We start from the raw sequence: 17893 nt of genomic DNA, 5'->3' as shown, positions 1-17893 counted from the left end.
TAATGCATTAACATTGAGTAACCAACGGTTTTTACGTTGTTTTTCCGGGTTTTGTGCTACGTTTGAATTTGAATCGTTACCGCAGGACACTGTTTGAATGGCCTATTTCAGCAAGCACTACCATGCGCCCGGCACCGCCCCTGGCACCCTGGTATCCTCTGACTCCGACCATAAGATGTCCATTCACCTGATCGACTACTCGGGTGACCATGTCGAAGAACAACGGCTGGCCACGGCGGAGGAGTGCCAGGACTACCTGGAGCGAGACTCCAAAACCTGGATTCAGATCAACGGCCCCGTCGACGCCAACACCCTGCGCGCCCTGGGCGATATGTTCGACCTGCACGACCTGGCACTGGAAGACGTTCTTAATAGTGGCCAACGCCCCAAAATGGAACTGTATGACGACCAGGTGTTTCTCATCGCCGCCATGCCCATGTTCGATGGCGAGCGCCTGGAAGTGGTTCAGGTCAGCCTGTTCGCCGGTGCCGATTACCTGATCTGCCTGTGCCCGCTGGAAGAGGACCCGTTCGAGCCAGTCCGCAAGCGCATTCGCCAGCCCAACAACCGCCGGTTTACCTCTCGGGGCATCGACTACCTGCTTTACGCAATGCTGGACCTGATTACCGACTCCGCGTTCCCGGTGCTGGAAACCTTTGGCGATAAGCTGGAGGAAATGGAAATCGAACTGCTGGAGCACCCCCGCAAGCAAACCCTCACGTCCCTGCACCACCTGAAGCGGGAGCTGCTGATGCTCAGGCGGGTTCTCTGGCCCCAACGGGAAGCGCTCACCACCCTGATGCGCATGGAAAATTCATTGATACACCAGGACACCCTGATTTACTTCCGGGATTGCCAGGATCACAGCATCCAGATTATCGAACTGCTGGAAAGCTTCCGGGACATGGCCACCAGCATGCTGGATATCTACCTCTCCAGCATCAGCCAGAAAACCAACGACACCATGCGGGTACTGACCATCATTGCCACCATCTTCATCCCGCTGACGTTTATTGTGGGCGTGTATGGCATGAACTTTGAGCACCCGGACAGCCCCTGGGCCATGCCGGAGCTGGGCTGGTATTACGGCTACCCGATGGTGTGGGGGCTGATCATTGCCGTTACCGCCGGCCTGATCTGGTTCTTCAAACGACGGAACTGGATGTAAGCAGCCAGTCTTTTATCGACTCCAGCGGGGCTGGCCGGCACAGGCAGAAGCCTTGCAACATATCGGCGCCCATGGTTGCCAACAGCCTGGCGGAAGCCTCGTCCTCCACGCCTTCCGCCACTACTAGAAAGCCCAGGCTGCGGCCCATGGTGATGGCGGTTTCAGCGATGGTTCTTGAGCTGTCACTGGAACAGATATCCTGCAGTAGCGACCGGTCCAGCTTGATTTCATCGGCAGGCAGACGCTTGAGGTACGACAACGACGAGTAGCCGGCCCCGAAATCATCAATAGACACCTTCAGGCCAGCACTTGCGAGCCGCTCCAGCGCCTGCAAACCTTTTTCGGGGTCGTCCATCGCTGCCGTTTCCGTAAGCTCCACGATGACATCGCCGGCCTGCAAGCCATAGGTCTCCAAGGCCGTCGCAAACAGTTCATCCAGGCCTGGAGACAGAAGATCCCGGGCCGAAATGTTGACCGACATGGTCAGCCCGGGAGACACGCTCTGCAGCGACTTGAGGTCTGCCAGGGCCTGGTCAACAACCCACCGGGTGAGGTGTTTGATGACCCCGGTTTTCTCCGCCAGCGGTATAAACTCATCCGGCGACACCCAGCCACGCTCAGGATGAAACCAGCGCATCAGCGCCTCCACGCCCACCACCTCACCGGTGGAAAGACGGATTTTCGGTTGGTAATACAGTTCGGTTTGCCGATTCTGGATCGCCTCTCGCAGGTGCGAGATCAACGTCAGCCGGCTTTCATCATAGATGTCATACTTGTCGGAATAGAACCCGGTCTCGAATGAGCCCCGGGGCGTCATCTCCATCGCCACGTGGGCATTGCGGATCAGCACACTGGCCTTTTTACCATGATCGGGGAAGCTGGCAGCGCCGTATTTCAGGTGTGGATCAATCGCCAGATGATCCAGGGCTATCGGTTGCGCCAGTTGCTTGAGGGCACTGTCCAATGCCCCAAAATCATCACCCGCCTTGCGGGCATCCACAAGCAGGCCAAAGCTGTCTCCGGAAATCTGATACACGCGCTCAGTCCTGCCCAGGCTATCCTGAGTGGCATGCACCATCGGCAATTGCCCTGCCAGCATGGTCATCTGTTCTGCCAACCGCTTAAGCAGCCGCTCACTGCGCTCAAGGCCCAGGGTCCGGTTAATCTCCTCCAGGCCGGTTACCCGAGCCACACCCACCATATAGGAACCACCCGGGTTCAGTTGCAGCTGTTCATCTACCATCCATTCAAAGCGATTTCGGTTCGGCAGGCCGGTGGCCGGGTCATGGGTCATGGCGTAAGTCAGGCGATCCTGGGCATCACGGCGCGCCTTTTCCTGGCGCAGAATATCGGCCTGGGCCTGAATCTTCTGCTCCCTTTCCCGGTACAAGCGGTCCGCCAGGGCCAGGGTAAGAATAAACGCCTCCAACCCCGAACCAATCTGCATGGCGTAATTGGTAAAGAAGTTCTCAGGAAACACCCCCAAAGCCCGACCTGCCGTGGCCATGACACCCACGGTCAGCGGAGACCACGCCACGGTAAAAAAAATCCCGGCCCGAACCCCGGCGGCCCAGCTCACGGGCCCGGCAATCATCAACAGGGAAAAGAACACAAACGCCGAGACAGCCGCCAGCAGTATCCCCGTTTTGTAGTCCAGAAACGGGACCGCCAGAAAGTACAGAACCTCGAAAATCAGCATCGCGATCAAAGCTGCCCGGAGCCGGGGGCTGTGGGAACGCACCCGCAGAAATTCCATACAGAATAATATTGAGAACATCGCCAGGAACGGGATGGACAGCATCAACACCTGGGCATGGACTGCAGGCAACGCCGGGTAGACATGCTGAAAACTGAACCCGCGAATCGACGCGAAAAAGGCCAGGTATCCGAAAATCGCCAGGCAGTAATACAGGTAGAGTTTTTCCCGCAGCGTCAGGAATACTGCCAGGTTGATCAGGATGATCACGGTGAGGCTGCCAAAATAGAAAAACTGCAGCTTTTGCTCAGCCCCGGCGGATTCGTAGAACTGATTCTCACGCCAGAGACTGAACGGCAACACCATGGTGCCTTCGGTGGCAACCCGAATGTAGAGGGTCTTTGCCTCTTGCGGGGCAAGCTGGAAACGCAGCAGGCTGTTGGGGTGGTCGACGTCACGGGGGTAAAACGGCCGGCGATCCCCGGTCTGGAATGTTCGAACCAACTCACCTTCGGCGATCACATGGAAGGTTACGTCATCGAGTTGGGAGTATGCGAGTTCGGCAATGAGGCTGAGGCTGTCCGGGGTATGGTTAACAACCGGAACCCGCAACCAGTAGGCCGAGTCGGTAATGCCCAGGGTTGCCCGGCCGTTGGCCTGAACTTGCCATGCGGCATCTGGCAGTGCCCGGATTTCATCCAGCGTGGCACGGGCGCTGGTGTCTTCCCAGTATTGAAACTGATTACCAATGGCGGCCCCGGGCATGATGGTGACCGGCTCCATGGCAGCGGTACTGATCGGATAACCGATCAGAAAAAGCACCAACCCCAGTATCCGCAATGCCTTGCAAGGGATCACCGACAGCAAACTCCCCAATTGGACGACACGCCCTTTTAGTTGTTATTTGCATTCAAGTCTAGCAAGACAGCGCAGGAACGGAAGATATCTGGCGGTATTTTGTGTAGTAATTTGTGTCGCTTCACATAGCCAACCGAGGCGCGACTAGATGATGGCCGTCTCCCCCAAAAAATAACCCCGGCACCAGGCCGGGGTCTATGTCCACAGGTTTCCTGTTAGCGCCCTGCCTCCATAACTTCTGGCTCGGGAATCACAACCGACATAGCGTTAACCGCCACGGGGTTGGCGGTTCCACCAATCGGGCCAACCTGCTCGGCGGTACCAGCCAGAAGGTTGAGAGTATACAGCGTGGAGCCTGCGCCGGTTTCCGTTCTAAGGGCCGCGTAGGCGGTGCCGCTCTGGGCAATGTCCATGGTTTGCTGAATGGCGCCATCCATCGGCAATGCCAAACCTTCCAGCAAGCCGTCACCCACCGCCACCAGAGCGCCATCGTTAGGCACCGCAACCCGCGCCAGGCCGCTGTTTCTGGCATCAATCACGTACTGGAAATCCAGGCTGGGGGTTACACCCTCAAGCTGCAGGGGCGCTGCACGGTAAGCCACCGCCACGGGTACCGGCACCATGGTGTCACCCAGGCGAACGGTGCCATCGGCAAAGGCAAAACCGGCGGCGCGCGCTTCATCCGCCAGCACACGGCCTTCATCCAGGTTCACCCGCAGGTTCTGGCCGGCATCGCCGATGATTCGCAGCAAATCTGCACGGGGGTTGAAGTCGATGTCGAAGCGGGTGCCGGACAGAGCAGTGGCAAGCGTCGCGATCTCCGTTGCATCAGCTACTGACATCGGGTCCAAAAGTCCTTCCTCGGCTTCTTCCAAAAGATAGATTCGGCCACTTTGAGCAACCGCATACAGGCCATCATCCGCCCCCTCAGGACTGGTGGTGCGAAGATCAAAGCCAACAATGACGTCACCTTCCTCCAGCCCCCTCACGGGCAACGATTCTTCATAACCGGCCAGCGCCATCCCTGGCATCGATTCAGCCGGATTCAGCTCAACTATCCGAAGCACAAATTCATCGTCTGCGGACTGTTCGAACACAATGAACTCACGCAAGGCAGGCTCATCGGTAACATCATTCACCACCAGATCCATGTAGTTACCACCAGCCTCAGGGGCCGGCAATGGCTTGATCAGGGTGGTGGCTGCGGTCTCCGGGTTAATACCGTACAGGCCAACATTACCGTCCACCTCGAACACGGCGTAGTGCTCGTTCATACCGCCTTCGGTGGTAAACACGTTATAACCTTTAACATCCACCGATTCGGCATTCGGGAACAGGGCGCCAATGCGCGTTAGCAGGCCAACATTCGGGTTCTGCTGAAAGAAGGTGCGGGAGTCTGCGCTGATCACAAACATCTGCGTGCCTTCCTGCCCGGGATTCACATTGGTGTAGGCCGTAGCCACCACACCCTGGAGGTAGCCGAAAGTACCGTCTACCAGGGCTTGCTGCTGGGCGTTCTCAACCAGGGCCGGAGACCCCATGCGGAAATTCTGCCGGGCATCACTGATCAGGCGCAGGGCATTGGCGGCGGGATTGAAATCAATGTCGTAGCGGGCACCCGCCAGTTCACCAATACTGGCAGTGACAAGGGTGGTTTCTGCCGTCATGGGGTCAACCAGCACCAACTGCCCCATATCGGTCAGCGCATAGAGTTCACCGGAGGCCGGCCGGAAATCCAGCCCCACAACCGAGCCCGCCACATCCAGGGAGCCCACGGCCACAACCGTGGATGGATCAGACAGTGAGAAACGCACCAGGCAGGCGTTGTCTGCCGTCACTGCCAGCACATCGTTGGCTGTCAGCGCAGATAAATCCGCTTCGGCGTTGCACTGGAATGGCGTGTTTGCAGCACCGCCACCGGAGCTGCTGTTACAACCCGCCAGCGCCACAGCGGCGGATAAAACCGATACGGTCATGAGTTTGTTATTCATCGCTCTAATCCCTAAGTTGATCGTAGTTTCTTAACCGCAAGGGATCGAAGAGCCATCAAACACAACGATGACCGCGCTCCCGACGCCTGCTCATCAAGCTACGGGGGCGGGATATGGAAAGTTTCAGTTCAGGTATCCGAGTCACGCGACAGGTTGGCTAATACAAGCATGTACGCAAGTAGGTGCCCTATTTGTCCGGCTCAATCGAGATATGCCGGTCCGGCGGCGGCAGGTTCGGTAGCATGGTCTCCACATCAGCGGTGTAAGTAGAAAAGAACGCTTCCGCCGCTTCAATCAGAGCCGTCTCGGTTTTGAGGATACCGAGATAGACGGGCCATTCGGCGACGATCAGTTCGGTGCTGTACCGGTGCGGATCGATGTCCAGCAACTGTGCCATAAACCGGAATTCCAACTCGTTCATGACGATGTAATCGCACCGTTTGTGCAGAAACATGTCCAGCATCTGCTGGGCATTGTAAGCGTCATGGCGGCTCAGGTTGGTACCGACCCGCCGCTCGAGTTGATCGCTGTAAATAAACCATCGGCGCAGGCAGATGCTGCCCTGAAGGTCATCGAAGGAGCCCGGCTGTCGGCCAGGTTGCGCGAACACACGGTCACGCCAGGTTAATACCGGCCCGACAGCGTGCATCTGGTCCGGCAGTGGCATCCACCGCGGGGTGGCGAAAACTGCATTTGCTCGCCCTTCTTCCAGCGCCCAGACCTGGCGGTTACGCGGCATCGGGTGGAACGCGACGGCGATACCGGCCTCCAGGCCAAAATTATTGATCACCTCGACCAAAATGCCCTTGTCCAGATTGTCACCGTAGTAAAACGGCAGAAAACCCTCGTCTGACCCCATAACCTGGAGTGTCTGGGTCAAAGCTGGAAGGGACCAGAATAAGGCAATGATCAGCAGGCCTATTCTGATTGCATGCGCTTTCTGGCATTTCAGGATGCCAGCCATAGAGAAACCTCTTTGATGCGGCTTGTTAAATTTCAGGTTAGTCTAAAGCCACCTCTTGGCTTCAACTATTATAGTCTTCATTCTCGCCTGAATTGACCGATTCCGAAGGGTACAGAGATATAGCGTTTCGCTGACCGGGTTTGCAAGACGATGGACCTTGATGTGCTCAGACTTCTCAAAGGCTTCAACTGCGTGTGCAGGTAAGACAGTAAAACCCAAACCCATGCTCACCGGCTCCAGAATCAAACCTATCTGGTTTGAGAAACCCTTTTTAGGAAACAGGTTGCTGTGCTGAAACTCAGGGTAATTGGCACCAAGAAGCAAGCTGGCGTGATGATTCCCATCCGGGTGATCGATAAACCCGAGAGCCATCAGAGTATCCCAGTCCGGTTCCTCGACAGTAGCAGGTGTTACCAACAGCAGCGATTCTTGTGCGACGGGCGTGCAGCTCACCTCGGCCAGGGTAGATTTCGACGTCATAAATCCGAGATCAACAGTCGACTTCGCGATCGCGTTTTCCACATCCGGATTTGGCGCAAACCGGTAATCGATAACGAGCTTCGGGTGCTTGCTCTGCAGCGCTAACAGATGCGGATAAAGCTTCAGCCCGACACTTCCCGGCGACATGATGCGCACACTGCCTTCAAAGGGCGGATCCTCACCGACTGTCTGCTCCAGATTCGACAACGCAAAGAGAATGCCCTGGGCCTCGGTATAGAGCCTTTCGCCGGCGCCCGATAAAGAAAATTGCTTGCCCTGCCTCACAAGCAATTCGGTACCGAGCTGCTCTTCAAGCTTACGTAAATGCTGACTAACGCCCGACTGTGTCATGTGGAGGTGATCAGCTGTACGGGTGAAATGACCGACTTCCACCAGTGTGCAAAAGGTGCGCAACCAGGTCGTATTTATCATCACATTACGTAATCTTTTAGAGAACAAATGATAATTTTAACTAATTATCGGCCACATGTAACCTGCTCTCAGTCTTAACAGAGGAGGACAGCCAATGAGCAACGTGTACCCAAGAAATTTTTCACACATCGGCATATCCGTGCCGGATCTTGAGCAAGCCGTTAAGTTCTACACAGAGGTTATGGGTTGGTATCTGATTATGGAACCAACCGAGATCGAGGAGGACGACAGCGCCATCGGAGAGATGTGCACAGATGTATTTGGCGCGGGCTGGGGCAGCTTCCGTATCGCTCACTTATCGACAGGCGATCGGATTGGTGTGGAGCTTTTCCAGTTTAAAAACCAGACCAACCCGCAAGACAATTTCGAGTACTGGAAAACCGGGGTCTTTCATTTCTGCGTTCAAGACCCGGACGTAGAGGCACTGGCTGAACGTATCGTGGCTGCTGGAGGGAAAAAACGAATGGAGAAACCACGCTACTATTACCCCGGCGAAAAGCCGTACCGGATGATCTACATGGAAGACCCTTTTGGGAACATCCTGGAAATATACAGCCACAGCTACGAGTTGATATACAGCGAGGGTGCCTACTAATACTGGCCGAACCCATTCTTGGGGGCTTTCTGCCAAGGAAAGCCCCCGGAGTTCAATTCCGTGGTGCGGCCGCCCCGGTGGCTTTTCGGCACCGCGAACAATGACATTGATAGAGGTTCGGTATCTCCCCGTCGATTTCGAACTGCAAGCTTTCTCGCCTATTTTTTAGCGTCATCAAGCAAGGCTGTTTCCAATGTCTAAAACTCCATGACCGCTTCGAACGCTTAACGCCCGGCTCATGCGCCGGTTTGGAACCGCGAAACGGCGGAAAATCGATGCTGTGCAGCCGATTGTTAAACCCTCTGACGTACGGCATCCTGACCATGTTCAACATCCTGTACAGGAGCAACCTTATGGATGCCATCAGCTACACAGCCGCTAGAACCAATCTAGCAAAAACCATGGAGCAGGTCTGTGAAGACCATTCCCCTGTGATCATTACCCGGAGCAAGTCCCAGTCAGTGGTTATGATCTCTCTGGAGGACTACGAGGCGCTGCAAGAAACTGCATACCTTCTGCGCGCACCCAAAAACGCACGGCGTTTGCTGGAATCCGTTGCCGAGCTGGAGCAAAGCGGTGGTCAAGAAAAGGAACTTCTTGAATGAAACTCATCTTCTCTGAGAACGCCCGGGAAGACTATCTGTACTGGCAGAAAACCGACAAAAAGATTCTTAACCGAATCAACAAGCTGATCAAAGAGACCAAGCGAGAACCGTTCGAAAGTGTTGGCAAACCAGAGCCCCTCAAACACAGCCTCGCCGGGTACTGGTCTCGCCGAACCAACGAAGAACACCGAATAGTTTACAAAGTCACGGATGACGCTTTGCGTATCGCCCAACTCCGGTATCACTACTGATTTAACGCCTTGCCTTTGCGGCATGACGGAGCGCCAGCGCAGGCACGTCCGATAACAGCCATTGGTTAAATGCTTGCATGCGCATAGCTATGCGCATAAGATCAGATTTTGTATTCTATATCCTCTGGGAGGCCCCCATGGCCGAACTCTATAACTCAGCCGCCCCCAAAAAAGCAGCGAACCTCTCAATCAATAGCGATCTTCTGCGTAAAGCCCGGGAACTGAACATTAACTTGTCTGCCACCCTGGAACGAGCTCTGAAAGAAGAGCTCTCGAAACGCGAAGCCGCTCGATGGGTTGAAGAAAATCGCGCTGCGATAAAAAGTTACAACGACTTTGTCGAACAACATGGATGCTTCGGCGACGAATTCAGGGAGTTCTGATGGCACAGTTCGATGTGTACCCCAACCCAAGCAAGATCAGCAAGGCTCACTATCCTTACCTGATGGATATTCAAAGCAGCCTTCTGAACGATTTGGCAACTCGCATTGTTATCCCTCTGGGCAAACGTTCTGCCTTCGGTGGCGAAGCCATGCAAGGGCTCACTCCGGAAATCAGCTTCGCCGATCAGGAGCTGTTGCTGTTAACTCCACAAATTTCTTCCGTGCCTGAAAAACATCTCAAGAGCCCGATTGGCTCTCTCTCACATTTCAGAGACCAGATTGTTGGAGCTTTGGACCTGGCTATCACAGGCATTTAACGCAGAGCGCACCGGTGGCAAAACCATAGCGAAGCGAAGGTTATGGCATCCGGTGCATGGCCTGGTTACACCTCAATTTAGTCAGTAAAGCTGATTGAAAACTTCCGGGTGTTGCTCAGCAATGCGCAGAAGCGCAACTGCAGGCCCCTGCGGCTCACGACGACCCTGCTCCCAATCCTGAAGCGTTCGTACACTCACGCCCATAAGACCGGCAAATGCAGATTGCGACATGTTCAACTTCAGCCTGATCACTTTAGGCGGTGAGGGCTCTGATAGCTCATGGGTTCGTAGAGCCAATCTGCCCTTCTTGAACTGCTTGATTTCATTGATGCCATCAAGAATCTCTGCACCAAGGTTCCTGTCACCCATTTTTGATTGCCTCCGCTATCTGCTTGAGCGCATGGCCAGGAATGCTGGCCCGCTCTGATTTACTGTACAGCGTGAGCATCCATATCTCGTGGTCAGACTTCTTCCAGTAGTAGATAGCTCTGATACCACCGCTCTTTCCCGAACCCGCTGGTGCCCACCGAACTTTACGAACACCACCCGAGCCTTTGATTAGATCCCCGGCATCCGGCTTCTGCAAAAGGTAGGTTTGAAGCCCACGATATTCCTCGTCCGTGAGGTAGTTCGGCATTAGCTTGGTGAACGTTGAGGTTTCGATGAATAGCATTGCCAAAGAATACGGCATTGCCGTACGATCGTCAAGGCAAGATCAGTGAGGTGTAACGCCGCCAGCATGCGCGCCCACGAAATGTAGCCGAAGGCGCAATGTAGTGGGCGTCGCCGTGCCTGCATTGGCTAGCACTTGTTGACGCCTGCGTATATGCTGATAATATACTTTCATGATCAATTGGGCACAAGTTACTGGCTTTGACTGGGACGAAGGCAATTCCCGCAAGAACGCGGAGAAACATGGCGTAAACCAGTCCGAAGCGGAAGAGATTTTCTTTAATGAGCCGCTTCTGGTGCTGGAAGACTCCAAACACAGCCAGACTGAGGCCCGTTTTCATGCCCTTGGTGAAACCGATGATGAGAGATTACTCCACATCACGTTCACACTGAGGCAGAACGGTACGCTGATTCGGGTGATTTCCGCTCGCGACATGCACCGAAAAGAGAGGGCTGTTTATGAGCAAACCAAAAAAGATGCCTGAGTTCAAAACCGAAGCAGAAGAACGGGAATTTTGGGAGACTCACGATTCCACCGACTACCTGGACTGGAGCCAGGCCAAGCCGGCATCGTTCCCGAAGCTGAAACCCTCAACCAAGACCATCTCACTCCGGTTGCCGGAAACTCTGCTTGATCGGATCAAAATCGAAGCCAACAAGCGGGATATGCCCTACCAATCGCTGATCAAGGCTTGGCTTGCGGATGATGTGAACGACAGCCGTCGGACTTGAGGTGCTAACGCCCGGCTTTGCGGCGTGCCGGTCGAGTAGGCCCTGGGAACCACCCCCAAAGCCTCTCACAGAACCGTACGTGAACCTCTCGATTCATACGGCTCTTGTTATCCAACCACTGCCCTTGATCCTGCCCAGTGCGCAAATAGATCCGGCCGTCGCCGACGCAGTCCATTCACTCTCCGGGCAGCCTGTAACAGACCTCTGAGTTTCCGATACTTCCCTAATGCCCACCGGCTCAACCTCAGATCGAAATGAAACAGCACATTCCGAATGTAGCTGCGGCCAAACAGGCTATAGTACTGCATCCAGCCTCGGAGGCGGGACTGACAGAATCGAGCGAACTGCCCGAGTGCTTTCTGTCGCCACCATTTCCAGGGCCACTCGTTGATCTGCTTGCGGATCTCTTTCGCTGCACTCTGGCTGATGGCCGCCGTGAAGTAGACTTTCTTTTGTCCCAACCGGTTGCGGATCAGCCGCGGTCGGAAGGTGTAACCCAGAAAATCAAACGCGATCTCCGGGTAGTCCCGCCGGTTGTACTCGCTCTTACAATACACAATCTTTGTCTTGCGGGGATGGAGCGTCAAGCCACACGCTGTGAATCGTGCCTCAAGGACCGATTTCAGTGCTTGAGCTTCCCGTTCACTGGAACAATGGCATACGATATCGTCCGCATAGCGTTCGAACTGGATGCCACCCCAGCGCTTCTCCACCCAGCGATCAAAGACGTAGTGCAGGAACAGGTTTGCCAGTAAGGGACTGATCACACCGCCTTGCGGCGTGCCCCGATCGCGTTCCTCCACGGAACCATCCGCCAACTGAACCGGCGCGCTTAGCCAGCGCCGGATGTACAGCTTCTGCCAGTCCTCGGTCACATGACGATCCACGGCCTTCATTAATAGGTTGTGGTCGATGTTGTCGAAGAAGCCTTGAATGTCCATATCCAGCACCCAGGCTTTCTTCCAGCACCGGGCCTGAGTCTGTTTCAGCGCATCGTGCGCTGACTTTCCCGGGAGGTAGCCGTAAGAGTCCGGGTGGAAGTGTTGTTCCAGTTCCGGTTCAATCAGCAGCTTGACCACCATCTGCGCAATGCGGTCGGCAACCGTTGGGATGCCGAGACGACGGGTTGCCCCATCCGCCTTTTCGATCTCCACGCGCAAAACCGGTGGTGGATGATAGCTTCCTGAGGACAAACGGTTCCAAAGCTTGTAAAGGTTATTGCTGAGGTCACCATCAAAGTCTTCCAGACTCTGATGATCTACCCCGGCGCTACCTTTGTTGGCTCGAACCCGCTTGTAGGCCTGATAAACCAAGGCCTTCGGGATGGTAAATGGTTTTGCCTGACCCTGACGGCTCCTCCCGGAATTCGGTTGGCCATCTAGATCCGACGGGATAACTTGCCCCCTTCGCTCCACACCCATTACAGGTGTTTCCACACTACTATGGGCCAATCCGTCCCTGTGTCCTGCATCGGTACTCTCGCCTCGTGGGATCTCCACTTGTGCTTCTCCCTTAACATCAGGACGACAGGTTCTCATGTTCCATACTCAAGCCTGTACCCAGGTCATGCCGCCTCAAGACCGGCTGCCGCTGTGTCCGTTGTGCCAGCTCACGTCACAGCTCATCCCGGGGAGACGCTCGGTCCCCGGTTCTGACAACATCTGTCTACATTTCGACCCCTTATCGGCGGTTCACTTTCGTTCATCTCCTTGGGTGCGTACCTGACCGCTCTTGACGGTCTTTTCCCATGTCGCTCACGACCCGCACTCTTAATGCAAGCCGCACAGGGCGGTTTGATCCCGGTGTCTGGTCACCGAGACCGAGGGGCCTTCCCTCATCTTGAGTACAGCAAGAAAGACTGAAGTCTTTCGTCATGACACACGAGCGCAGCGTAGTACCGGTCAGCTTCACCCACTGGTTAGCCACTGGGATGCTGCCTCGAAGGAGCGTCCGCAGCATCTTTCGCAAGCTTTTCGAAGTTTTCTTTCATTGCCTTATCAGGTATGAGACGGAAATTTTCGGTTGTGGTACTGACTACCAGCTCTAGCTTGTCGGCCTTTCCTTGTGCGTATGTCTTGAGGTACGAAGCAATATCCTTCTCGAACCCCTCAGTGAAAAGGAATGTGGCCTTTTCGCCGTAACCAAGCACCTTGGGTATTGTGGCGCTACCTCGGAGAAAATGAACCACTAACATTTGCGTACCAGCTCCCGGGCTCACGAAAGAAATCGAGTGAATATTCGAAGGTCGATTTCCAACAGCTACAGCCGTAACGCACAGGACTGGATTGTCGATCCCTGGAACTATTGCGAGGGAGAAATCTAGGTTTAGAGATTCCTTCTCTCTCTGCCGCTGCTCCTCTGCCAGCCAAAGCGCGACAATCACGGCTCCAAGTGCGCCTATCCCCGCCAGCCAGCTACCGATAGTAGAGAGTATCGGAAGTATAAGTGTTTTAAATTCCTGAGTTTCCCATGCGGTACCGAACGCAACTCCAAACAGGAAAGCCAAAAGAAGAGCCAGAATGACTCCTGTGCCAATGAGAAACAGCTTTTGTCGATTCCATACCATTCGACCACAACTCTCCTGGCTAACGCCAGCCAGCATGCGCGGCTGCGGAATGGAGGCGAAGCCGCAATATAGTAGGCGTCGCCGTGACTGGCCTGGTTATGTGTGGCCAAATATTTCTTCCAGCTTAATAATTGAGTCCTGCCCTACCAGCCTTGTACTGCCGTCAGTTCTCTCAACACGATATGATTTCGGTGTCTCTTTTATGCATTTAACGCGGTTTTCGTACTCGATTTCATAGCGGCCCGTTGAGAAAACTACATTGTAAGTTTTGCCTACTTCCATTTGAAACCTCCGTAAACCTGGATCTTTTTTGACCATACCAGATTTTCTTAACGGAGAATTTTTTGCTGCTAACTGTGCCGACTGACACCGTTAATGAAATTTAACAAGACCTGTGTGGTGATCACATAACGCTTAGGTAACCGGCGCCAGAGCGCCAGCGCAGGGAACCAAAAGCGCCACGCTTTTGGCGTCCGGTTGACCGACTGGTTAGAGCCTGATGATCTCAACATCATTGCTGCCACCGCCCTCAACAACCCACATGCTCGCCATGTTCTGAACATCTTCCAGTGACTCATCCGAGTGGCTGGTTGTGGTGATATGATGCTCTTCCATACGATCAGGATTCGTTACAAACAGGTCCATTGCTGACTCCCACTGCTCGCAATGCGCTCCCCATGCGCAAAACAACTCTATGCGCCGGTTGAATAAATCTTCCAACAGTGGCTCGTACTGATCAGAGTATGGTCTGTTGGTGGCTAAAAGAACCTTTCTGGGCTTCATGGTTTGTCAGCTCTAACGCTGAGCTTAGCGGCGCCCTTGTAATGGAGGCGAAGCCGCAATGAAAAGGGTGTCCGGCGGCCATCGGCCGCGTACTACAGCGACTGGTTAGATGCCACTTTCTTCATTGGCCGCACTTGGTTAAACCTAAGCCGTTAATTATTGACTGCTTTGCACCAGCCAGATTGGCACTGAAGGTGTCGCGCTCTAGAGAGTTGGTTTGGTAGCGAACTTTGAGTTCTTGGCCTTGAAGTAACTGACCGACATATCCACACCCTTCTTCCTCTGAGCCATGCCAAAGCAAAAATCCAACAGTTGCGGGTTCCCATTGAAACGTTGGTTTACCCAAAAGTTCTGCGAGTCGTTTGCTTTTCTCAGGATCGACTACCATCGTTTCATTTTTGTCTACCCTCATTTCGATTAGTCCGTTCGGCTCAAAGGTTGGACTTCCCCCAATAAAATGGACACGCCCCATCAGTTAATTCCCTCGAACTCTATCGGAGTCCGGTAACCAAGGCTACTGTGCAGCCGTAGGCTGTTATAAAAGCATTCAATATAGTTACATATATGTTTCCGTAACTGCCGCATTGTCACGAAGCTGGTGGCATGCAGCAATTCTCCCTTCAACGTCTTGAAGAAGGACTCCACCTCCGCATTATCCGTGCACTGTCCAGGTCGGTTCATGCTGTGTCGTACCCGATGCTGATTCAGCAGCGCCTGGGTCTTGTGAGCGCGATATTCGATGCCACGATCCGTGTGGAACAACAGATCGGGGGCTGGCTTTCGCGATATAAAAGCTTCCCTTAGGGTTGCCTTAGTAAAGTCTGCACTCAGGTTTTCGCCCAATCGCCAACTGATGATGCGTCGTGAGTAGAGGTCCAGCACTACCGCCAGGAACACATACTTCTTTCCCAGCTTGATGTAGGTGACATCGCTGCTCCAGTGCTGATTTACAGCAACCGGCTTATCCGCATCTAGCCGATGATTTGGAAGGGCTTTTAAATCCTCTCTGAGCTTTGTCATACGGCGGTATACGCGCATGACTCGAGCTTTCATACCCCATTCCTGCATTAACCGGGCAACCCGATTCTCGCCAACCACTTCGCCTTCACGGCGCAGCGCCTGATACACCCTGGGACTGCCGTAGCGCCCCTTGCTGTCGTTGTAGACTCTACGGACCTTCAACAGCAAATCGGCATTCGCAGCGGCTCTCTGGCTGGGCTTCCGGCTTGCCCAGGCATAGTAACCAGAGCGGGAGATGCTCAGGTGGCGACACAGAGCCTTTACCCCATGTTCTCCCCGGTGTTTCCAGACGAATCTGAACGCTTCCGTCGTTCCTCGGCCTGAAAACGTTGAAACTTTTTTAGGATGTCGTTTTCCTCCTGAAGCTCCGATACTCGGCGTTTCAGGCGATTGATCTCATCCCGCTCCTTCATCAGCTCTTTGGCTCCCGCCGGAGCTTTCTTGACCCGTTTCATGGCGAACTTTCCCTCTCTGTATTCCTTTCGCCAGCGTGACAGCATGAAGGGGTGAATATCCAGCGCTTCCGCTACCCCTTTCACGCTCCGGTGCGCCTGGTAGCTCCATTCCACTGCTTTGACTTTGAACTCGACACTATAGCGTTGGGTCTTCTTCCCCGAGAGCATCTTTGGCATCGCTCTTCTCCTGTTGCGGAGTTATCGATGCGTGTCCACTGAACTGGGGGAAGTCCAGGTCCCAATTTTCTTTCTTGTTATAAACATCCAGACAGCCTTGCCTTCGTGACTCAATTGAATTCGATGGTCGGCATCGCTAAATGCAGCGTAACGAACCTGCTCATCTGTAAAGTCGTCAACTTTGTTTACAGATGTCCATTCAGCATGAGCCGCCTGAGCGAACAAGAGGATTATTATGGTGGTGAGCAGTTTGTACATGGGTACTCCCGAAATTTTGAACTTAAGTTATTGTGGCATCTAACGCTGAGGTAACCGGCGCCGGAGCGCCAGCGGAGGGAACCAAAAGCGGCACGCTTTTGGCGTCCGGTTGACCGCCTGGTTATGGGGTTTCATGTCCACCCCGCTGAAGCCGGAGATGAAGCTGAGACATCAAAGACTGGTACACAGCCATATTGAAGATTTGAAGATTTTCGACGCTAAAGTCCCCGCCAAGAATCGGATGAAGCTGCCAGCCGATACACTCACCTTCATTAGGAATAAGGCCGTTCTCCAGAGCTATGGGATACCAGCTTGCGATAAAGATCTCGTCACACCACTCAGCAGATTTATTTAACCGATTATATTCTTCTGAACTGCTCGCCACCTTTTCATAGGTGCCGTCGAGCACGGAAAGAACGGATAAAGACCCATCTGGATTCCCGAAAACCCAGTCACCGAAAGCGCTTAAGAAGAGTGGCGTGACGCCAAAGGGAACTAACCAAGACCATTGAGGCAGTAGTGTTTCGACTTCCTCCTCGCTGGGCTTCTTCAAAAACTCCATACTCGAATCATCCTGCCCTATAACGCCGCCAGCATGCGCGGCTACGGAATGGAGGCGAAGCCGCAATGCAGTAGACGTCGCCGTGCCTGGCCTTGTTACATGCTGAAGTTTGCCACAAGCTCCGTACATAAATCCTTGCCGTAGTTCGCTGCCACTCGGATGTTGAGCCAGTTGGTCGGCATATGAAAATAGCTACCGGTACGCTCGCCTTTTGTTTTGATGGCAAGCGGCAAAGAAATTTCTTTACCTTCCCCTGTGCCATTCATTGTCGCCGACAAGACCAATAGCTTCAGCTCCATACCTTTAAATTCTCGGGGCGCCCTGACGTGATACATACCGGAAGCCGAATCGGGATCTGCTGTGATCGTGACAGCCTCGCTCTCCTGGGAGGTAGGCTCTATGCATTCCTCCGCATAAGCGCCGCTGTACAGCACAGTTAAAAACACCAAAATTATCAGTTTCATAGGCATGTAACGCCGAAGCACAGCGGCGACCTTGGAATGGCGACGAAGGAGCCATGGAAAGGGCGTCCGGCGGCCATCGGCCGCGTACTGCTGCGCCTTGTTATGAGTTTTACGGGATTGGAGCATGCTTAATCCAATAAGGGGCCGTATAACCCAGTACACCCCCAATAAGCGCGCCCACGACAACGGACTCTCCGCTGCCAACAAAAATCAGCCCAATTAAGGCTCCGGCCATTGCTCCTGAAGAAAGCTCGTAGGCCCATGCATGCTTGAAAGCCTTTGGCTCAATAGAGGGTGCCGCTAATAATCCCAAAAAGATCCCCACTACAGCAACTGCAAGCAGTCGAGCCCAATCCCCAAAGAAGAACATTAGCGAGAGAACTGAGGCGAAACCCGCGAAGAGCAAGACGGAAATTGAAATCACTTTTAGCTTAGACATAGGACTCGTCTTTACTCATAACGCT

Annotated in this window: 23 protein-coding genes; 8 read left to right on the top strand and 15 right to left on the bottom strand. The window is 54.0% G+C overall.

Annotation, left to right across the window (positions count from 1 at the left end; genetic code table 11):
- Positions 1-97 precede the first annotated feature (97 nt).
- The gene (gene corA, locus C7H10_RS00500) at positions 98-1168 is read left to right on the top strand and encodes a magnesium/cobalt transporter CorA (RefSeq protein ID WP_106693238.1); all 1071 of its coding nucleotides are present in this window, start codon (positions 98-100) and stop codon (positions 1166-1168) included.
- Here corA and C7H10_RS00495 read toward each other — a convergent pair.
- From C7H10_RS00495 to C7H10_RS00480, 4 genes are all read right to left on the bottom strand, one after another.
- Positions 1146-3722: an EAL domain-containing protein gene (locus C7H10_RS00495; RefSeq protein WP_244178151.1), complete on the bottom strand. Its 2577-nt coding sequence runs from the start codon at positions 3720-3722 to the stop codon at positions 1146-1148. The genes corA and C7H10_RS00495 overlap by 23 nt on opposite strands.
- A gap of 215 nt (positions 3723-3937) precedes the next feature.
- Entirely contained in the window at positions 3938-5713 is a 1776-nt protein-coding gene (locus C7H10_RS00490; RefSeq protein ID WP_106693237.1) for a DUF4394 domain-containing protein, read from the bottom strand.
- A gap of 187 nt (positions 5714-5900) precedes the next feature.
- Positions 5901-6677, bottom strand: a complete 777-nt coding sequence (locus tag C7H10_RS00485; RefSeq protein WP_244178150.1) for a substrate-binding periplasmic protein — start codon at positions 6675-6677, stop codon at positions 5901-5903.
- A gap of 42 nt (positions 6678-6719) precedes the next feature.
- Positions 6720-7589, bottom strand: coding sequence for a LysR family transcriptional regulator (locus C7H10_RS00480; RefSeq protein ID WP_106693236.1), 870 nt, complete (start codon positions 7587-7589; stop codon positions 6720-6722).
- Between the two features lie 94 nt (positions 7590-7683).
- Here C7H10_RS00480 and C7H10_RS00475 point away from each other — a divergent pair, with 94 nt between their 5' ends.
- The 5 genes from C7H10_RS00475 (at position 7684) to C7H10_RS00450 (ending at position 9740) form a co-directional block, all read left to right on the top strand.
- Positions 7684-8184: a lactoylglutathione lyase family protein gene (locus C7H10_RS00475; protein ID WP_106693235.1), complete on the top strand. Its 501-nt coding sequence runs from the start codon at positions 7684-7686 to the stop codon at positions 8182-8184.
- A gap of 353 nt (positions 8185-8537) precedes the next feature.
- Positions 8538-8789 carry a type II toxin-antitoxin system Phd/YefM family antitoxin gene (locus C7H10_RS00465; protein WP_106693233.1) on the top strand — a complete coding sequence of 84 codons (252 nt, stop codon included), beginning with the start codon at positions 8538-8540 and terminating at the stop codon, positions 8787-8789.
- Complete coding sequence (locus tag C7H10_RS00460; protein WP_106693232.1) at positions 8786-9040, top strand: Txe/YoeB family addiction module toxin; 255 nt, start codon at positions 8786-8788, stop codon at positions 9038-9040. Before C7H10_RS00465 ends, C7H10_RS00460 begins: the two co-directional genes overlap by 4 nt.
- Before the next feature lie 137 nt (positions 9041-9177).
- On the top strand, positions 9178-9423 hold the full coding sequence (locus C7H10_RS00455) for a type II toxin-antitoxin system CcdA family antitoxin (protein ID WP_106693261.1): 246 nt from the start codon (positions 9178-9180) through the stop codon (positions 9421-9423).
- Complete coding sequence (locus tag C7H10_RS00450; protein ID WP_106693231.1) at positions 9423-9740, top strand: CcdB family protein; 318 nt, start codon at positions 9423-9425, stop codon at positions 9738-9740. The genes C7H10_RS00455 and C7H10_RS00450 overlap by 1 nt, the downstream gene beginning before the upstream one ends.
- 81 nt (positions 9741-9821) lie before the next feature.
- On the opposite strand, the gene C7H10_RS00445 is transcribed toward C7H10_RS00450, so the two are convergent.
- Together C7H10_RS00445 and C7H10_RS00440 are read right to left on the bottom strand one after the other, a co-directional pair.
- Positions 9822-10109: a helix-turn-helix domain-containing protein gene (locus C7H10_RS00445; protein ID WP_106693230.1), complete on the bottom strand. Its 288-nt coding sequence runs from the start codon at positions 10107-10109 to the stop codon at positions 9822-9824.
- Positions 10102-10431, bottom strand: a complete 330-nt coding sequence (locus C7H10_RS00440; protein ID WP_244178149.1) for a type II toxin-antitoxin system RelE/ParE family toxin — start codon at positions 10429-10431, stop codon at positions 10102-10104. The genes C7H10_RS00445 and C7H10_RS00440 overlap by 8 nt, the downstream gene beginning before the upstream one ends.
- Positions 10432-10585: 154 nt before the next feature.
- On the opposite strand from C7H10_RS00440, the gene C7H10_RS00435 reads away from it, so the two are divergent.
- Positions 10586-10897 carry a BrnT family toxin gene (locus tag C7H10_RS00435; RefSeq protein ID WP_106693228.1) on the top strand — a complete coding sequence of 104 codons (312 nt, stop codon included), beginning with the start codon at positions 10586-10588 and terminating at the stop codon, positions 10895-10897.
- Complete coding sequence (locus C7H10_RS00430; protein ID WP_054641814.1) at positions 10872-11144, top strand: BrnA antitoxin family protein; 273 nt, start codon at positions 10872-10874, stop codon at positions 11142-11144. The genes C7H10_RS00435 and C7H10_RS00430 overlap by 26 nt, the downstream gene beginning before the upstream one ends.
- Before the next feature lie 107 nt (positions 11145-11251).
- On the opposite strand, the gene ltrA is transcribed toward C7H10_RS00430, so the two are convergent.
- The 9 genes from ltrA to C7H10_RS00380 form a co-directional block, all read right to left on the bottom strand.
- Entirely contained in the window at positions 11252-12580 is a 1329-nt protein-coding gene (ltrA, locus tag C7H10_RS00425; protein ID WP_244178148.1) for a group II intron reverse transcriptase/maturase, read from the bottom strand.
- 482 nt (positions 12581-13062) lie between these two features.
- A complete protein-coding gene (locus C7H10_RS00415) occupies positions 13063-13710 on the bottom strand; it encodes a hypothetical protein (protein ID WP_106693225.1) in 648 nt (215 codons plus the stop codon).
- A gap of 489 nt (positions 13711-14199) precedes the next feature.
- Positions 14200-14493: a DUF7684 family protein gene (locus tag C7H10_RS19455; RefSeq protein WP_425269098.1), complete on the bottom strand. Its 294-nt coding sequence runs from the start codon at positions 14491-14493 to the stop codon at positions 14200-14202.
- Between the two features lie 121 nt (positions 14494-14614).
- The gene (locus C7H10_RS00405; RefSeq protein WP_106693223.1) at positions 14615-14965 is read right to left on the bottom strand and encodes a hypothetical protein; all 351 of its coding nucleotides are present in this window, start codon (positions 14963-14965) and stop codon (positions 14615-14617) included.
- Positions 14965-16145 (bottom strand): IS3 family transposase gene (locus tag C7H10_RS00400; RefSeq protein WP_106693222.1). Its coding sequence is split into 2 segments (ribosomal slippage): positions 14965-15846 and positions 15849-16145, totalling 1179 coding nucleotides; the frame shifts between segments, so codons are not numbered across the junction. The genes C7H10_RS00405 and C7H10_RS00400 overlap by 1 nt, the downstream gene beginning before the upstream one ends.
- Positions 16146-16166: 21 nt before the next feature.
- Complete coding sequence (locus C7H10_RS00395; protein ID WP_106693221.1) at positions 16167-16403, bottom strand: hypothetical protein; 237 nt, start codon at positions 16401-16403, stop codon at positions 16167-16169.
- A gap of 121 nt (positions 16404-16524) precedes the next feature.
- Positions 16525-16965, bottom strand: coding sequence for a T6SS immunity protein Tdi1 domain-containing protein (locus tag C7H10_RS00390; protein WP_106693220.1), 441 nt, complete (start codon positions 16963-16965; stop codon positions 16525-16527).
- Positions 16966-17060: 95 nt separating this feature from the next.
- A complete protein-coding gene (locus C7H10_RS00385) occupies positions 17061-17555 on the bottom strand; it encodes a hypothetical protein (protein ID WP_106693219.1) in 495 nt (164 codons plus the stop codon).
- Complete coding sequence (locus C7H10_RS00380; protein ID WP_106693218.1) at positions 17539-17868, bottom strand: hypothetical protein; 330 nt, start codon at positions 17866-17868, stop codon at positions 17539-17541. Before C7H10_RS00380 ends, C7H10_RS00385 begins: the two co-directional genes overlap by 17 nt.
- Positions 17869-17893 lie beyond the last annotated feature (25 nt).

Source organism: Marinobacter shengliensis (assembly GCF_003007715.1).
GTDB classification, from domain to species: Bacteria; Pseudomonadota; Gammaproteobacteria; order Pseudomonadales; family Oleiphilaceae; genus Marinobacter; species Marinobacter shengliensis.
This window is presented reverse-complemented; position numbering and strand designations above follow the sequence as displayed.

Coding starts and splice junctions, on each gene's coding strand:
- C7H10_RS00405 (WP_106693223.1), bottom strand. CDS start 14,965: ATGGGGCGTGTCCATTTTATTGGGGGAAGTCCAACCTTTGAGCCGAAC.
- C7H10_RS00415 (WP_106693225.1), bottom strand. CDS start 13,710: ATGGTATGGAATCGACAAAAGCTGTTTCTCATTGGCACAGGAGTCATT.
- C7H10_RS00455 (WP_106693261.1), top strand. CDS start 9,178: ATGGCCGAACTCTATAACTCAGCCGCCCCCAAAAAAGCAGCGAACCTC.
- C7H10_RS19455 (WP_425269098.1), bottom strand. CDS start 14,493: ATGAAGCCCAGAAAGGTTCTTTTAGCCACCAACAGACCATACTCTGAT.
- C7H10_RS00445 (WP_106693230.1), bottom strand. CDS start 10,109: ATGGGTGACAGGAACCTTGGTGCAGAGATTCTTGATGGCATCAATGAA.
- C7H10_RS00440 (WP_244178149.1), bottom strand. CDS start 10,431: ATGCCGTATTCTTTGGCAATGCTATTCATCGAAACCTCAACGTTCACC.
- C7H10_RS00435 (WP_106693228.1), top strand. CDS start 10,586: ATGATCAATTGGGCACAAGTTACTGGCTTTGACTGGGACGAAGGCAAT.
- C7H10_RS00490 (WP_106693237.1), bottom strand. CDS start 5,713: ATGAATAACAAACTCATGACCGTATCGGTTTTATCCGCCGCTGTGGCG.
- C7H10_RS00480 (WP_106693236.1), bottom strand. CDS start 7,589: ATGATAAATACGACCTGGTTGCGCACCTTTTGCACACTGGTGGAAGTC.
- corA (WP_106693238.1), top strand. CDS start 98: ATGGCCTATTTCAGCAAGCACTACCATGCGCCCGGCACCGCCCCTGGC.
- C7H10_RS00485 (WP_244178150.1), bottom strand. CDS start 6,677: ATGGCTGGCATCCTGAAATGCCAGAAAGCGCATGCAATCAGAATAGGC.
- C7H10_RS00390 (WP_106693220.1), bottom strand. CDS start 16,965: ATGGAGTTTTTGAAGAAGCCCAGCGAGGAGGAAGTCGAAACACTACTG.
- C7H10_RS00450 (WP_106693231.1), top strand. CDS start 9,423: ATGGCACAGTTCGATGTGTACCCCAACCCAAGCAAGATCAGCAAGGCT.
- C7H10_RS00385 (WP_106693219.1), bottom strand. CDS start 17,555: ATGCTCCAATCCCGTAAAACTCATAACAAGGCGCAGCAGTACGCGGCC.
- C7H10_RS00465 (WP_106693233.1), top strand. CDS start 8,538: ATGGATGCCATCAGCTACACAGCCGCTAGAACCAATCTAGCAAAAACC.
- C7H10_RS00475 (WP_106693235.1), top strand. CDS start 7,684: ATGAGCAACGTGTACCCAAGAAATTTTTCACACATCGGCATATCCGTG.
- C7H10_RS00395 (WP_106693221.1), bottom strand. CDS start 16,403: ATGTACAAACTGCTCACCACCATAATAATCCTCTTGTTCGCTCAGGCG.
- C7H10_RS00430 (WP_054641814.1), top strand. CDS start 10,872: ATGAGCAAACCAAAAAAGATGCCTGAGTTCAAAACCGAAGCAGAAGAA.
- C7H10_RS00460 (WP_106693232.1), top strand. CDS start 8,786: ATGAAACTCATCTTCTCTGAGAACGCCCGGGAAGACTATCTGTACTGG.
- C7H10_RS00380 (WP_106693218.1), bottom strand. CDS start 17,868: ATGTCTAAGCTAAAAGTGATTTCAATTTCCGTCTTGCTCTTCGCGGGT.